This is a genomic window from Polynucleobacter sp. HIN6 (assembly GCF_030297575.1).
Lineage (GTDB): Bacteria > Pseudomonadota > Gammaproteobacteria > Burkholderiales > Burkholderiaceae > Polynucleobacter.
The window spans coordinates 1312899-1327443 of sequence record NZ_AP028137.1 but is presented as its reverse complement, the minus strand read 5'-3'; the positions used below and the strand labels follow the sequence as shown (position 1 = coordinate 1327443).

General features: G+C 49.9%; 15 protein-coding genes. 12 read left to right on the top strand and 3 right to left on the bottom strand.

The genetic code is table 11. From position 1 onward, the window contains the following. Positions 1-63: 63 nt before the first annotated feature. From bchC to QUE66_RS06745, 12 genes are all read left to right on the top strand, one after another. The gene (bchC, locus tag QUE66_RS06800) at positions 64-1014 is read left to right on the top strand and encodes a chlorophyll synthesis pathway protein BchC (protein WP_286223306.1); all 951 of its coding nucleotides are present in this window, start codon (positions 64-66) and stop codon (positions 1012-1014) included. After that, a complete protein-coding gene (locus tag QUE66_RS06795) occupies positions 1011-2033 on the top strand; it encodes a chlorophyllide a reductase iron protein subunit X (RefSeq protein ID WP_286223305.1) in 1023 nt (340 codons plus the stop codon). Before bchC ends, QUE66_RS06795 begins: the two co-directional genes overlap by 4 nt. A 4-nt stretch (positions 2034-2037) precedes the next feature. After that, a complete protein-coding gene (gene bchY / locus QUE66_RS06790; protein ID WP_286223304.1) occupies positions 2038-3573 on the top strand; it encodes a chlorophyllide a reductase subunit Y in 1536 nt (511 codons plus the stop codon). Next, a complete protein-coding gene (gene bchZ, locus QUE66_RS06785) occupies positions 3573-5051 on the top strand; it encodes a chlorophyllide a reductase subunit Z (protein ID WP_286223303.1) in 1479 nt (492 codons plus the stop codon). The genes bchY and bchZ overlap by 1 nt, the downstream gene beginning before the upstream one ends. Before the next feature lie 111 nt (positions 5052-5162). Next, positions 5163-5312: a light-harvesting antenna LH1, beta subunit gene (gene pufB / locus QUE66_RS06780; protein WP_108508840.1), complete on the top strand. Its 150-nt coding sequence runs from the start codon at positions 5163-5165 to the stop codon at positions 5310-5312. A 30-nt stretch (positions 5313-5342) separates the two neighbouring features. Further along, positions 5343-5567, top strand: coding sequence for a hypothetical protein (locus tag QUE66_RS06775; RefSeq protein ID WP_199908496.1), 225 nt, complete (start codon positions 5343-5345; stop codon positions 5565-5567). Positions 5568-5577: 10 nt separating this feature from the next. Beyond that, a complete protein-coding gene (gene pufA, locus QUE66_RS06770; protein WP_108508839.1) occupies positions 5578-5784 on the top strand; it encodes a light-harvesting antenna LH1, alpha subunit in 207 nt (68 codons plus the stop codon). A 79-nt stretch (positions 5785-5863) separates the two neighbouring features. Next, positions 5864-6688, top strand: coding sequence for a photosynthetic reaction center subunit L (gene pufL / locus QUE66_RS06765; RefSeq protein WP_286223302.1), 825 nt, complete (start codon positions 5864-5866; stop codon positions 6686-6688). 21 nt (positions 6689-6709) lie between these two features. Beyond that, positions 6710-7708 carry a photosynthetic reaction center subunit M gene (pufM, locus tag QUE66_RS06760; protein WP_286223301.1) on the top strand — a complete coding sequence of 333 codons (999 nt, stop codon included), beginning with the start codon at positions 6710-6712 and terminating at the stop codon, positions 7706-7708. Between the two features lie 9 nt (positions 7709-7717). Beyond that, positions 7718-8779 (top strand): photosynthetic reaction center cytochrome PufC, encoded by a 1062-nt coding sequence (gene pufC / locus QUE66_RS06755; RefSeq protein ID WP_286223300.1) that lies wholly within the window; start codon positions 7718-7720, stop codon positions 8777-8779. Between the two features lie 64 nt (positions 8780-8843). Continuing rightward, positions 8844-10373 carry a phytoene desaturase gene (locus QUE66_RS06750; protein ID WP_286223299.1) on the top strand — a complete coding sequence of 510 codons (1530 nt, stop codon included), beginning with the start codon at positions 8844-8846 and terminating at the stop codon, positions 10371-10373. Beyond that, positions 10370-11437, top strand: a complete 1068-nt coding sequence (locus tag QUE66_RS06745; protein ID WP_286223298.1) for a phytoene/squalene synthase family protein — start codon at positions 10370-10372, stop codon at positions 11435-11437. The genes QUE66_RS06750 and QUE66_RS06745 overlap by 4 nt, the downstream gene beginning before the upstream one ends. A gap of 11 nt (positions 11438-11448) precedes the next feature. On the opposite strand, the gene QUE66_RS06740 is transcribed toward QUE66_RS06745, so the two are convergent. Genes QUE66_RS06740 through QUE66_RS06730 form a run of 3 tightly spaced genes read right to left on the bottom strand, consistent with a single transcriptional unit; the run spans position 11449 to position 14544 of the window. Continuing rightward, the gene (locus QUE66_RS06740; protein ID WP_286223297.1) at positions 11449-12291 is read right to left on the bottom strand and encodes a carotenoid 1,2-hydratase; all 843 of its coding nucleotides are present in this window, start codon (positions 12289-12291) and stop codon (positions 11449-11451) included. 26 nt (positions 12292-12317) lie between these two features. Next, a complete protein-coding gene (gene crtD / locus QUE66_RS06735) occupies positions 12318-13865 on the bottom strand; it encodes a 1-hydroxycarotenoid 3,4-desaturase CrtD (protein ID WP_286223296.1) in 1548 nt (515 codons plus the stop codon). Continuing rightward, a complete protein-coding gene (locus QUE66_RS06730) occupies positions 13858-14544 on the bottom strand; it encodes a spheroidene monooxygenase (protein WP_286223295.1) in 687 nt (228 codons plus the stop codon). Before QUE66_RS06730 ends, crtD begins: the two co-directional genes overlap by 8 nt. Position 14545: the final 1 nt, after the last annotated feature.

Sequence of the window (14545 nt, the reverse complement as noted above, 5' to 3'; positions counted from 1 at the left end):
GGTGAAGAATGAGTCATGTAAATAAATATTTACACATAAAATATGTAAATAAGAAATGACACTATGAACACAATCTATCAAGCAAAGGCCATCGTGCTCGAGAAGCCCGAGAGCGTTGTCTTGAGTGAGCTGAAGTTATCACCCGTCACCGAGACGGATGTTGTGGTTGATATTGAATGGAGCGGTATTAGTACAGGCACTGAAAAACTTCTATGGAGTGGGCGCATGCCCCACTTCCCGGGTATGGGTTATCCACTCGTTCCGGGTTATGAGTCCGTCGGCAAAATTTATCAAGCAGGGATTCGGTCAGGGTATCAGCCCGGTCAGCGTGTATTCGTACCTGGGGCGCGTTGCTTCGGTGATGTGAAAGGTCTCTTCGGTGGCGCAGCATCACGCGTAGTGGTACCGGCCAGTCGGGTGATTGGCGTGGACAACAAATTAGGCGCAGAAGCCGTTTTGTTTGCATTGGCAGCAACTGCGCATCACGTCACATCGGCTGAAGGCAGTCAACAGCCCGATCTGATTATTGGCCATGGTGTTTTGGGCCGCCTGATTGCACGCATTGCCGTACTTGCTGGAAAAAGCCCAGTGGTTTGGGAAACCGATGCTGATCGTCGCACCGGAGCAATTGGTTATGAAGTGATTGATCCAAAGGCAGACCAAAAACGGTATTACAAAACGATTGTGGATGTGAGTGGCGACGCTTCATTACTGGATACCTTGATTTTGTGTCTGGCACCCGGCGGTGAAATTGTCCTGGCTGGCTTTTATGACGCACCCATGACCTTCTCATTCCCACAAGCATTTATGCGCGAAGCCCGCATTCGAGTAGCAGCGCAATGGCAGCCTAAGGATTTATTAGCCGTGAAACATTTAGCCGAGTCGGGTCGACTCTCACTAGATGGATTAATTACGCATCATGCATCACCTGCGCATGCGGATAAAGCCTATCGCCAAGCGTTTAGCGATAAAGATTGTTTAAAGATGGTCCTTGATTGGAGAACCTTGCAATGAGTCCAGCAACCGCAAAATTAGAAGGTGTGCCAGCCGAAGCAACGGTGCAATTTGTCAATCTCAAAAAAGAGGCTGACATGGAACCAGACCCAGTCCACAAAGGACCGGTGACCAAAGAAACCCAAATCATCGCCATTTACGGCAAGGGCGGAATTGGTAAAAGTTTTACCCTCGCCAATCTTTCTTACATGATGGCACAGCAAGGTAAGAAAGTACTGCTGATTGGTTGCGATCCGAAGAGTGATACGACCTCCTTATTGTTTGGAGGCAAAGCCTGCCCAACGATCATTGAAACCTCCTCGAAGAAAAAGTTATCGGGTGATTCTGTATCGATTGGCGATGTGTGCTTTAAACGCGATGGCGTATTTGCGATGGAACTCGGTGGCCCTGAAGTAGGGCGCGGTTGCGGTGGTCGCGGCATCATTCACGGTTTTGAAACCTTGGAGAAGTTGGGTTTTCATGATTGGGGATTTGATTACGTTCTCTTAGATTTCTTAGGCGATGTGGTGTGCGGTGGTTTTGGATTGCCGATTGCACGCGATATGTGTCAAAAAGTGATCGTGGTGGGTAGCAATGATTTGCAATCCCTCTACGTTGCCAACAATGTCTGCTCCGCCGTAGAGTATTTCCGTAAGCTGGGCGGTAATGTCGGTGTCGCAGGCATGGTGATCAATAAGGATGACAACACCGGTGAAGCCCAAGCCTTCGCAGAAAAAGTAGGCATTCCGGTCTTGGCAGCGATTCCTGCGCATGAGGATATTCGGCGTAAGAGTGCTAGCTATGAAATCATCGGCCGTCCTGGTACGCAGTGGGGACCGCTGTTTGAAGAGTTGGCGACCAATGTTGCCGATGCACCGCCGGTACGACCCAAGCCGCTCAGCCAAGACGATCTCTTAGGGCTCTTCTCATCAGACATTACTGGCCGTGACTACGTACTTGAGCCCGCTACCGAAGTTGACATGATGGGCAAAGACGCGGTCGTCAAGAAAACCCTTGAAGTGGTGTACGACAAAGTTTAAGTTCATGAGTAAACCCATCATTCCTATCGTGCCAGAGCAGTTGGTCAACGATCCATCCCAAGGGGATGGCGTGGGATGTCATGCGGGTGAAAAGCAAATGATGGATGCAGCAAAGTCTGCGGGCAAAGCGGAGGTATTGCAACGCTATGCACAGGACTATCCCAAAGGGCCGCACGATCAACCACAAAGTATGTGCCCAGCCTTTGGATCATTGCGGGTTGGATTGCGCATGCGTCGCACCGCTACCATTTTGTCGGGCTCTGCCTGCTGTGTGTATGGCTTAACGTTTACCTCGCATTTCTATGGTGCGCGTCGTAGCGTGGGTTATGTGCCATTTAATTCCGAGACCCTGGTCACTGGAAAACTCTTTGAAGATATTCGGGACTCGGTGCACGAACAGGCCGACCCCAGCAAGTACGATGCGATTGTCATTATTAATTTATGTGTCCCCACTGCAAGTGGCGTACCGCTGCAGTTGCTGCCTAAAGAAATTAATGGGGTACGTATTATTGGTATTGATGTGCCAGGCTTTGGTGTGCCAACCCATGCTGAGGCAAAAGATGTACTAGCCGGTGCCATGTTGCAATACGCCCGCCATGAAATCATGGCTGGTCCCGTGCAAGCGCCGCGTACTGGCGTGCAAACCAAACCGACCATCACGCTTTTAGGAGAGATGTTCCCAGCCGATCCCGCAGTGATTGGCGCCATGTTGGAGCCGATGGATCTTGCGGTAGGCGCTACAGTACCAACGCGTGAATGGCGTGAGTTGTATCAAGCGCTCGATTGCAAAGCAGTCGCAGCGATTCATCCGTTTTATACAGCCAGTATTCGGGAGTTTGAAGCCGCAGGTCGACCCATCGTTGGATCTGCGCCGGTTGGTTACGAGGGAACTGCTGCATGGTTAGAAGCGATTGGCAAAGTAACCAATACACCGCAAGACCGAATTAATGCCGCTAAACACAAAATCTTGCCAGCGATTAAAGCAGTGCTTGGCGCAACCCCGATTAAAGGTCGTATTACCTTAAGTGGTTACGAAGGCTCTGAACTTCTAGTCGCACGCTTACTCATTGAGAGTGGTGCAGATGTTCGGTATGTTGGATCTGCCTGTCCCCGCACAGTCTGGAGTGATGCGGATCGGGAATGGTTAGAAGCAAAAGGTGTGCAAGTGCAGTTCCGTGCCTCGCTTGAGCAGGATTTAGCCGCGATGGCTGAGTATCAGCCTGATTTAGCCATTGGGACAACACCGGTCGTACAAGCTGCGAAGCAAGCATCGATTCCTAGTCTGTATTTCACGAACCTCATTTCAGCACGTCCTTTAATGGGGCCTGCAGGCGCTGGATCGCTAGCGCAAGTAATTAATGCCGCGATTGGAAATCAAGCACGCTTTGATGAGATGAAAGCCTTCTTTGGTGAAGTAGGTGCAAGTCACAATGCCGGTGTTTGGGAAAGCGTTCCCAAAGATCGTCCTGAGTTCAAAGCCGAGACCCGTCGCAAGTTAGAAAAAGCGATCAAGAAGCGCAAAGCCGAGGAGATGATCTGATGTACGTCATTGATCACGATCGCGCTGGCGGCTACTGGGGAGCCGTATATGTGTTCACGGCCATCAAGGGATTGCAGGTGGTTATTGATGGGCCAGTAGGATGTGAGAACTTACCCGTTACCTCGGTCTTGCATTACACCGATGCCTTACCGCCGCATGAGTTACCCATCGTAGTCACCGGATTGGCTGAAGAACAATTAGGTCGTGAAGGAACCGAAGGTTCGATGAAACGTGCTCATGCCACCTTAGATCCTGATTTACCTGCCGTGGTTGTGACCGGATCAATCGCCGAGATGATTGGTGGGGGCGTTACACCTGAAGGTACAGCCATTGCCCGCTTCTTACCGCGTACGATTGATGAAGACCAGTGGCAGTGCGCTAATCGCGCAATGTATTGGTTATGGTCAGAGTATGGCATTAAGAATGTGCCGGCACGCAAACCCCGCAAAGAAGGGGAGAAGCCACGCGTCAATATTATTGGTCCCGCTTATGGCACGTTTAATATGCCGAGCGACTTGGCTGAGATCCGTCGCTTAGTCCAAGGAATTGGCGCCGAGATCAATATGGTGTTTCCACTCGGTAGTCACTTAGCCGATGTGTCGCGTTTAGTCGAAGCCGATGTCAATATTTGCATGTACCGCGAGTTTGGGCGCATGCTCTGCGAAGCCCTTGATCGCCCTTATTTACAGGCACCGATTGGTCTTCATAGTACGACCAAGTTCTTGCGCAAACTAGGTGAGTTGCTTGATCTTGATCCCGAGCCATTTATTGAGCGTGAGAAGCACACCACGATTAAGCCAATTTGGGATCTGTGGCGCTCGGTGACGCAGGACTTTTTTGGGACCGCAAATTTTGCGATTGTTGCAAACGAGACCTACACGCGCGGGATCTCTCATTTCTTGAGCGAGGAGATGGGGCTGCCATGCAGCTTTGCCATTTCACGTAAGCCTGGTCAGAAAACCGATAGCGAAGAAATTCGTAAATTGGTAAAAGAAAAAGCGCCTCTCGTACTATTTGGTAGTTACAACGAGAGAATGTATCTAGCCGAAGCGGGTGGTAAGGGTATGTATATCCCTGCATCATTTCCTGGCGCAATTATTCGGCGCCATACTGGCACGCCATTCATGGGATACGCCGGCGCAACCTATTTAATCCAAGAGTTTTGCAATGGGCTCTTTGATGCACTGTTCCATATCTTGCCCTTAGGTACTGAAATGGATAAGGTCGACTCCACCTTGGCACGTGGTCAAGCAGCGAATGCCTTCTTGTGGGATAGCGACGCACAAACCATGGTTGCTAATTATGTTCAGAAACAACCGGTCTTAGTGCAAATCTCGGCAGCCAAGCAATTACGTGATCGCGTCGAGCGCGATACCGAATCCTCAGGTGAAGCGCGAGTCACTGCAGAGCGCGTGCGCCTGTCTTGTCCTGAGATTGTGCAAGAGAAAACACCCAACCCCATATCGGAGAAAGTATGAATCTGACTACTTTGCTCCATCCCCAATGTGGCAGTTCCATGCCATATGCCCTTGTCGCGCGGGCTTTGCGCGGTGCTAGCCGAAAGGCTAATTTTGAAGGAGGGATCTCGAATGAGTGATCACAGAGGCTCTATTTCTGGTCTTACCGACGACGAGGCGAAAGAATTTCACCAGTTTTATGTCCAAGGTTTGGTCGGGTTTACTGCAATAGCGGTCATTGCTCACATTTTGGTGTGGGCTTGGCGTCCTTGGTTCTACTGAAATCGGAAGTAACAACGTAAAGGTAACGATATGAAAGATATCCATTTAAACCACTCGGTACAGGAGATCGCTAAGAACGATTCAATCACGTTCAAGACGATTTTTGTCTTGTGTTTTGTGGTGTGTTTTGTACTCGCGCTCTTTACTGTGTTCTTACCGGGTCAGTGGAGATCCTGGTTACCAGGATCGGAAGAGAAGTCAATGATCGACGGCGTAAGGTCTGCGGTTTATAGCTTTATGTCGTATTTAACTTAGGAGAAATACCATGTGGAGAATTTGGAAACTATATGACCCATTACGGGCTATGGCTATTCAAGGAATCTTCCTGTTCGGTTTGGCAGCAATGATTCATTTGATTCTGCTAAGCACAGTTCGTTTTAATTGGCTTGATGGTTTAAGTCAGGCTGAGTATGTAAAACAAACTGGTAACAGTGGAGCAGCTAAACCACCAGCAGTACCAGCAGCAAAGTAGTAAGCATCATGAAAACCGTGGTGGATAGGACTTGACTACATATCGAGTCTTATCTACCAATTAAAGGAAGGACTAAAAAATGGCCATGCTCAGCTTTGAACGAAAGTACCGAGTACGAGGGGGAACCCTGGTTGGCGGAGATTTATTCGACTTTTGGGTGGGCCCTTTTTATGTCGGATTTTTTGGTATCACCACGATCTTCTTTACCTTTTTAGGCACTGCACTCATTTTGTGGGGCGCATCGCAAGGACCAACTTGGAACTTGTGGCAGATTAATATCGCCCCGCCCGATTTGAAATACGGCCTAGCACCCGCTCCACTGATGGAGGGAGGACTGTGGCAGTTAATTACGATTTGTGCGCTAGGCGCATTTGGATCATGGGCACTTCGTGAAGTCGAGATCTGTCGCAAATTAGGTATGGGCTTTCATGTGCCATTCGCCTTCTCAGTCGCGGTCTTTGGGTATTTCACGCTGGTTGTGATTCGTCCCGTATTGATGGGCGCTTGGGGGCATGGATTCCCCTACGGTATCTTGAGTCACCTCGATTGGGTCTCAAACGTCGGCTATCAATACTTGCACTTTCACTACAACCCTGCGCACATGATTGCGATCACCTTATTCTTTACGACGACCCTTGCACTTGCTATGCACGGTGCATTAGTGCTGTCGTCAACGAATCCGCAAAAAGGCGAGTTTGTTAAAACCCCCGAGCACGAAGATACCTTCTTTCGAGATTTGATTGGCTACTCCGTTGGTACCTTAGGAATCCACCGACTTGGTTTGTTCTTGGCATTGGCGGCGGTCTTTTGGAGTGCCGTTTGCATTGTTATTAGTGGGCCATTTTGGACTCGTGGTTGGCCAGAGTGGTGGGGTTGGTGGTTAAACCTCCCCATTTGGTCATAAAAAGAATCGAGGGATAAGAATATGGACTATCAAAATTTATTTACCCAGGTTCAGGTGGTTGCTGAACCGCATCATGGCTCACCACTTAATCCCAGAAAGGATGAGCGCGAGCGGATTGGCAAACCCTTTTTAGTCCATTTATTTGGGCGTCTAGGCAATGCGCAGATTGGCCCCATTTATTTGGGAACCATTGGCATCGCCTCTTTATTCTTTGGCATGATCGGCTTTCAGATCATTGGCTGGAATATGTTGGCCTCGGTGAACTGGGATCCCATCCAGTTTGTGCGCCAACTCTTTTGGTTATCGCTTGATCCGCCCTTGCCGAAGCATGGCCTGAACTTCATCATGCCGCTCTCTGAAGGCGGTTGGTGGATGATGGCTGGTGCATTCTTAACTGCATCGGTACTGTTATGGTGGTGGCGAACCTACCGACGTGCGGTTGCACTTGGCATGGGTACCCATATTGCTTGGGCTTTCTTGTCAGCAATTTGGTTGTTCCTCGTCTTAGGCTTCTTTAGACCGCTATTAGTGGGCAGCTGGAGTGAAGGCGTGCCCTTTGGTATCTTCTCGCATTTGGATTGGACCGCTGCATTCTCTTTGCGTTACGGTAATTTGTTTTACAACCCATTTCATATGCTCTCCATTGCCTTCCTGTATGGATCAGCACTGTTATTTGCCATGCATGGCGCAACCATCCTAGCGGTTGGTCGCTATGGTGGTGAGCGCGAGATTGAGCAAATTGTGGATCGCGGTACTGCATCGGAGCGCGCCGGACTATTTTGGAGATGGACCATGGGCTTTAATGCCACGATGGAGTCCATCCACCGTTGGGCTTGGTGGTTTGCCGTATTGGTCCCACTGACCGGCGGTATCGGAATTTTATTAACGGGTACTGTGGTTGATAACTGGTACTTGTGGGCAGTGAAGCATGGGGTTGCACCTGCATATCCTGATGTCTATAGCATCCCCACGGTTGACCCAGCAGCAACATTTGTGCCACCTCCACCTGTTGCGAAATAAGGAGCAATCATGAACTCAATTCAACGCATATTGGGCATTGCTGCTCTGGCCGGAGCCACATTATTTCTAACGGCATGTGAACGCCCGCCAGTGGACTCGGTGCAGAGTGGCTTCCGTGGCACCGGTATGGCAATGGTGTACAACCCACGTACGTTAGAGGCGCAGGCAGAAAAGAATCAGGTACCGGTATCGATTCCTGCTGATGCGGATGGTCCAAAAGCTGGCGCTGTCTACAAAAACGTCAAGGTCTTAGGAAATCTAAGTGTTGCCCAGTTCACTAACTTCATGGTGGCAATGACCAGTTGGGTTGCGCCTGAGCAAGGCTGCGCCTACTGCCACAACGTCGCAAATTTTGCTGAAGACTCGAATTACACAAAAATTGTCTCGCGCAAGATGATTCAGATGACCCAACGAATTAACGTCGAATGGAAATCCCATGTGGCAGACACTGGGGTAACCTGCTATACCTGCCACCGTGGTAACAACATTCCACAAAACGTTTGGTTTACCGATCCTGCTAAGCCTCAGGGCAGTGGGTTCTTAACGGGCAAGAATGGCCAAAATACCCCCTCACAATCAGTGGGCGGGAGTGATTTGCCCTATGACCCATTCACCCCTTACTTATTAAAAGCTGAAAACATTCGCATGAATGGACCAACGGCTTTACCCACTGGCAATAAGAACAGCATCCAGGATACTGAAAAGGTATTTGGCTTGATGGTGCATATGTCGAACTCATTGGGTGTGAATTGTGCGTATTGCCACAATACCCGCGCAATGCCTGAGTGGTCGCAAAGTCCACCGCAGCGGATGACCGCATGGTATGGCATTCGGATGGCGCGTGACATTAATAACAACTACATGGTGCCGATTACCAATGTATTCCCGGCCCATCGATTGGGACCCGAAGGGGATGTGGCAAAAGCGAATTGCGCAACCTGTCATCAGGGAGCCTATAAGCCTCTCTACGGAGTTTCGATGCTCAAAGATTACCCATTCTTAACAGGCACGCCTGCACCGCGCGTTGCACCAAAGCCTGCTGAGAAGAGTAATACTGTAGCGATGAAGTAAGGAATGATGTAACCGGTACTTATGGCGTCCTTCGTGGCGCCATTTTTTTCTAAATTAGGAAGCCATGCTCAAACGAACCTATCTGCCCAGTGATGACCGCCCGATTGCGGTGGTGATTGGGAGTGGTTTTGGTGGTTTAGCTGCAGCGATTCGGCTTTCACATAAGGGCTACCGCGTGAAGGTATTTGAGAAGCTCGATAAGCCCGGTGGGCGCGCCTATGTACATCAACGCGACGGTTATACCTTTGATGCCGGGCCCACCATTATTACGGCTCCCTTTTTACTTGAAGAGTTATGGGAGCTATGTGGTGAAAAACTTGAGAATGATGTTGATCTGCGGCTGATGGATCCGTTTTATCGAATTCGGTTTGATGATGGCAGCCATTTTGATTACACAGGCGATCTGGTGCGCATGCGTGATGAGGTTGCTAAGTTTAGTCCAGCAGACTTGCCGGGCTATGATCGTTTTCTAGCTGAGGCCGAGAAATGCTATCAGCTGGGCTTTAAAGAGCTCAGTAATGTTGCCTTTGACTCCCTAAGTGATTTATTCGAGGCATTCCCATCGATGGTGAAGATGAAGGCCTGGGAGAGCATCTACACACTGGTTGCAAGACATTTGAAGAACGACAAGTTACGCCAAGTGATGAGTTTTCATCCATTATTAATTGGCGGCAATCCCTTTTCGGTAACAGCGGTGTACTCGCTCATTAATTCTTTGGAGCGCAAGCACGGCGTGTTCTCAGCCATGGGCGGTACCGGCTCCCTGATTAAGGGCTTAGTTCGTTTATTGGCCGATTTAGGGGTGGATGTGCAATGCAACCAGGAGGTAAAGCGCATTGAGGTGCGTGATGGCAAAGCCGTTGGTATTACGCTAGCAGATGGTAATTTTGTGCCAGCCGATATCGTGGTCTCGAATGCTGATGCCGCTTGGACCTACCAGAAGCTGATTGAACCGCAGCATCGCAAGGTTTGGACCGATAAGAAAGTAGCTCGTAGCAAATATTCAATGAGTTTGTTTGTTTGGTATTTTGGAACCAATCAGCAATATCCTGACGTCCCCCACCATATGATTTTGCTGGGCAAGCGTTACCGCGAGTTGCTGGAAGATATCTTCAAACGTAAAGTGCTGGCGAAGGATTTCAGTCTCTATTTACATCGCCCAACTGCGACCGATCCGAGTCTTGCGCCCACAGGTCATGACACCTTTTATGTCTTGTCACCCGTGCCAAACTTAGACAGTGGCACAAACTGGCAAGAGACTGCAGAGTCTTATCGCCAGGCGATTGCAGAGTATCTGGATCAATCAGTACTGCCTGGTTTTCAAAAACATGTCACCACCTCGTTTTGCACCACACCGCAGGATTTTCAGGATCGGTTGTTGTCAGTCAAAGGTGCTGCCTTTGGATTTGAGCCGCTCTTATTGCAAAGTGCGTGGTTTAGACCGCATAACCGTAGCGAAGATGTAAAAGGACTGTATATGGTGGGTGCCGGCACCCATCCTGGCGCCGGAATTCCGGGTGTTTTGTCATCTGCGAAGGCTTTAATGTCAGTGGTTCCCCATCCCATTAATGTGGCGAAGGGGTATGCGCAATGAATCGCAGCTCGAAGCGCTTTGATCAGGACCTCAGTGAGTGCGTAGAAACCATGCGCGATGGCTCCAAATCCTTCTTTGCTGCCTCGCGTGTATTGCCCAGTCGTGTACGGGATCCTGCTACGGCTCTGTATGCATTTTGTCGGATCACCGATGATATTGCCGATGCAGCAGATGCTACTGAGCAATCGATTATCACTCTACAAAAGCGATTAGATGCCATCTATTTAGGTCAACCGATTGATGAGGCGGCTGATCGGGCGCTAGCAGAGGTGGTGCGTGCCTTTGATATCCCTAAAGAGTTACCACTCGCATTGATTGAGGGGTATACATGGGATACGCAATACCGCACCTACGAGACCTTTGATGAGTTGCTCGATTACTGTGCGCGCGTCGCTGGTACGGTTGGCGCCATGATGTGTTTGATCATGGGAAAGCGTGAGTCCGAGACCGTGGCGCGTGCTTGTGAACTTGGCCTTGCGATGCAATTAACCAATATTGCGCGTGATGTGGGTGAAGATGCGATGAACGGCAGGATCTACCTGCCCATCGAGTGGATGAGGGAGGAGGGGCTTGAACCCAAGGAGTGGTTAGCAAACCCACAATTTAATGAAGCAATCTCTCGCGTAGTGGCGCGACTTCTCAAAGAGGCCGACAAACTCTACACGCAAGCCGAGATTGGAATTGGTGACTTGCCGTGGGACTGTCGCCCAGCGATTGCTGCAGCACGTCTGATTTATGCGGAGATTGGTCGTGAAGTCGAGCGCTTGAACCTGGATTCTGTATCAGTTCGGGCGGTGGTCTCAAAGCAACGCAAACTGGTCTTATTAACCCATGCCACTTCAGCCATCATTGCGAAGTTCTCGATCCGACGTTTTAACCCAGAAGCACATCCCTCGATTCAGTTCTTAATTGAGGCAGTCAATAAAACACCGCACATCCGTCATTACGGTGGAACTATTCACGAAAGACTGACTTGGGTCGTTGATCTACTCGAGCGAGTTGAGGAACGGAAGCGGGATGCAGAAATGACCGTTGCCGATCGTTTTATTCAACCACTGCGTTAAGCACGAATCAATTACTTCACCCTCGGCATCCGCCAAGGAAGCATAAACTGCACGGCCCAAGAAGAAAGTCTTGGAACATCGAGCGTCTCATGAAATGAGGTCACGCGCTCACCGAGTAGCTCGCTACTGAGAACCGAGCGTGCATAAAAAGGCGTATCTTCCAGTGTTTCCAAGATCTTGAGTTGGGCATCCTTCGGGTTACGCATTTGCCTCTGAATCCGCCAACCTGTTTTGGGTAGAGCTTGACGAGGAGGGGGTTCAAAGTGCTCAATACGACCATCCGGAGTAAAAATGAGCCCCAAGACTCGTTCTATCCCATTACGCTGGCGCACATCATAGATGACTGCAGTACGCTCACCACTTAATTGTGCACGTGACCAATCCCAATCTTTAAACGGAATTGCAATCGGTTCATCTCCTTCATTAGAATCAAAATAAGCATTACCTTTCCATTGAATGTTGGGTGACTCTAGTTCAACCTCGATACGCGCGGCAGGGGCTAAGGGTCCCCAGCGATGCTTATGCAGATCATCTAGATGGGTTGAGAAATTAAATAATTGTTTTGGGTATAGTTTGAAGTGCCCAACGACGCGTTGACCAAAGGGAATAGCGCGTTCCACAAAATCAACCCGCAAATGGTCACCATTCCAATGGAGGCTGCTAGGTCCAATCACAAACTCAGTTTGATTCCGAGAAATACTCGCTGCGCTACGCTCGGTCATGGTCCAGCGCTTATTACCCGGACTATAGATCGCCAAATTAATCGCACAATGGTTTTCTGGATCAACATGGGCATGGCGACGGCGTGCTAAGGCATAGTATGGGGAGAACACGCTCCCCACAAATGCAATCATGACCAGACCATGCTTGCCATCATCACTTAAGGCATCGACGTACCACCAGAGATAAGCACCCGACCCGACCGCTTGGTCAAACCGAGGTGACCCATCAGGGTTGCGGCCGCCATACGACCCGAGAGGGCCGCCATGGGCACTCCCGCTCCCGGATGCGCGCTGCCCCCCGCTAGATAAAGACCCGAAATCGCTGTTTGGGCTGCTGGCCGTCGAAAGGTATCCATCCAACCATGGTTCGCTTGGCCATACAGAGCCCCACCGGTTGCTGGAAAGAGGCGATGAAAGTCCTGTGGCGTAGTGCGCGTTACCGTTGCATCCGCTAATGAGAGATTGAGGCCACAGTGTTCGAGTAGGGAAAGGGATTTTTCTTGACATGATTCAATCTCGGCTTGAGTGGGTTGTTGGTGATCACCAGTGGCTGGCGCATTGACTAAACACAAGAGTCGCTCTCCTTCGGGGTGCGAAAGATGATGGTCGGTTTGATCTTGGGCGCAAATGTAAACCGTTGGCTTTTGTGGCAAACGCTTGCGGTAGAAGATATCCGTGAACTCGCTATCGTAGTCTGAGTCAAAAAATACATTGTGCCGAATCAGTGGGAAACCCTGAGGCTTCGCAAACATCGACCAGGTAATTGCGGATAGTGAGCGGGTGGTTTGGGTAATTGGAGAGGCTTGACGATTGGCTTCACCCAATAAGCCAGTTTGTAGGGCCATGACATCGCCATTAAAGATAACGGCTTGCGTCTGAATCGTTTCGCCATTACTTAAACGCACCCCTGAGACCTTTCGGTTGCGTTGCATAATCTCTTCGCAGTTCACGCCGCAGATCAAGCGTACCCCTTTGGAGCGCGCCAGATCCGAAAGTGCTTGAGTAATGGCGATCATGCCGCCTTGCACTGCCCAGACCCCTTGCATTTCCACATCTGCGATGAGCATCAGGGTTGCAGGCGCCTGAAACGGTGAGGAACCGCAATAGGTGGCGTAGCGCCCAAAGAGTTGATGTAAGCGGGGGTCTTTAAAGTAGCGACCTAGACTTTTCCAAAGATCATTAAATAGACCAATTTCATACAGTGCTTTTGAGCCAGTTGGTCCTAAATCACTCATCATGCCCATCATCGAGGGCCGTTGCGACAACATATAGGGTTTTTCTAAGGCGCGATAGAGTTTGCGGGTTTGTTCGCAAAAATCAATGAAGCGCCTTGCCTCTGCAGCACCGGCAAAATCTTCAATTGCTTTAGCCGATTCATCACGATTGGCAAAAAGATCTAAACGCTCGGATTTGCTCCATGCATGGCGGGCTAAAATTTTGAGAGGTTCTATTCGCAGCACATCCTCTAGTCGTGTGCCCGCATTGGCAAAGATGCCGTCAAAGACCCAGCGCATGGTAAATACGGTTGGCCCAGAATCCACTCCATGACCGGCACAATCAATCTGTCGGATCTTGCCCCCAAGGCTTTGCTCTTTCTCAACCACGATGACCTCTAGACCGGCGCTAGCAAGTTCAAGAGCGCTCACTAAGCCACCGATGCCGCCACCGATCACCACAATGGGTTGATTACCAAGGGATTTAGGCAAGCGTTCTTCCTTTCCATGAACCGGTTGCGTCAAATGGTTGAAAGCGCACAAACATGGATTCCGAAAAATATTGACCTTGCATGGCGGATTTGATGGCTGCCAAGTGTGCGCCCGAGCGCGCGTAAGTATCCATCGCTGCCTGAGATTCCCAGATGGTAAAGGTTGCTTGCCGTAAGATCGGCGCCTCACCAACACCTGCAGAGATTAGGCAGCCCTCGGTATGCAATAAATCAACTTCTGCAGGTGGTGCCTTGGTCCAAAACGATATTGCTTTTGAGGGCTTAATTGATGCCCGCGTAAGTGAGGCGATTGGCCCTGAGCTTGGTGGAGCAATCGACTCACTCAATTGATGGCCAGACCATTGGCCTTTAACTGAATAAGCACGCAATTTGACGGTAAATAGTTCATGGGCATGTTCTTGATACCACTTTAGCAAGGGGGATTCGCGAACAAATGCATTTGCATGCTCCAAAGAATCAAAGAGACTAAATAAACCTTGATGGGTTCCACTGGGGCTCACCGAGAACCCGGCATTCTTCCCAGACCCCATGTGTTTTTGGAGCAATAAGCCGCTTGGTCGATAGGTGCTAAATCGGTTGAACATCAGACGCGCAATGCCGGCGAGTTTGGCTTGCGGTTGGATGCTGACCAAGCTCATGACTGCTACCTGTGAAGACATC

Bases quoted from the DNA above. Each gene is read 5' to 3' on its own strand.
- bchC (WP_286223306.1), top strand. From the start codon at position 64: ATGAACACAATCTATCAAGCAAAGGCCATCGTGCTCGAGAAGCCCGAG.
- QUE66_RS06795 (WP_286223305.1), top strand. From the start codon at position 1,011: ATGAGTCCAGCAACCGCAAAATTAGAAGGTGTGCCAGCCGAAGCAACG.
- bchY (WP_286223304.1), top strand. From the start codon at position 2,038: ATGAGTAAACCCATCATTCCTATCGTGCCAGAGCAGTTGGTCAACGAT.
- bchZ (WP_286223303.1), top strand. From the start codon at position 3,573: ATGTACGTCATTGATCACGATCGCGCTGGCGGCTACTGGGGAGCCGTA.
- pufB (WP_108508840.1), top strand. From the start codon at position 5,163: ATGAGTGATCACAGAGGCTCTATTTCTGGTCTTACCGACGACGAGGCG.
- QUE66_RS06775 (WP_199908496.1), top strand. From the start codon at position 5,343: ATGAAAGATATCCATTTAAACCACTCGGTACAGGAGATCGCTAAGAAC.
- pufA (WP_108508839.1), top strand. From the start codon at position 5,578: ATGTGGAGAATTTGGAAACTATATGACCCATTACGGGCTATGGCTATT.
- pufL (WP_286223302.1), top strand. From the start codon at position 5,864: ATGGCCATGCTCAGCTTTGAACGAAAGTACCGAGTACGAGGGGGAACC.
- pufM (WP_286223301.1), top strand. From the start codon at position 6,710: ATGGACTATCAAAATTTATTTACCCAGGTTCAGGTGGTTGCTGAACCG.
- pufC (WP_286223300.1), top strand. From the start codon at position 7,718: ATGAACTCAATTCAACGCATATTGGGCATTGCTGCTCTGGCCGGAGCC.
- QUE66_RS06750 (WP_286223299.1), top strand. From the start codon at position 8,844: ATGCTCAAACGAACCTATCTGCCCAGTGATGACCGCCCGATTGCGGTG.
- QUE66_RS06745 (WP_286223298.1), top strand. From the start codon at position 10,370: ATGAATCGCAGCTCGAAGCGCTTTGATCAGGACCTCAGTGAGTGCGTA.
- QUE66_RS06740 (WP_286223297.1), bottom strand. From the start codon at position 12,291: ATGATTGCATTTGTGGGGAGCGTGTTCTCCCCATACTATGCCTTAGCA.
- QUE66_RS06730 (WP_286223295.1), bottom strand. From the start codon at position 14,544: ATGTCTTCACAGGTAGCAGTCATGAGCTTGGTCAGCATCCAACCGCAA.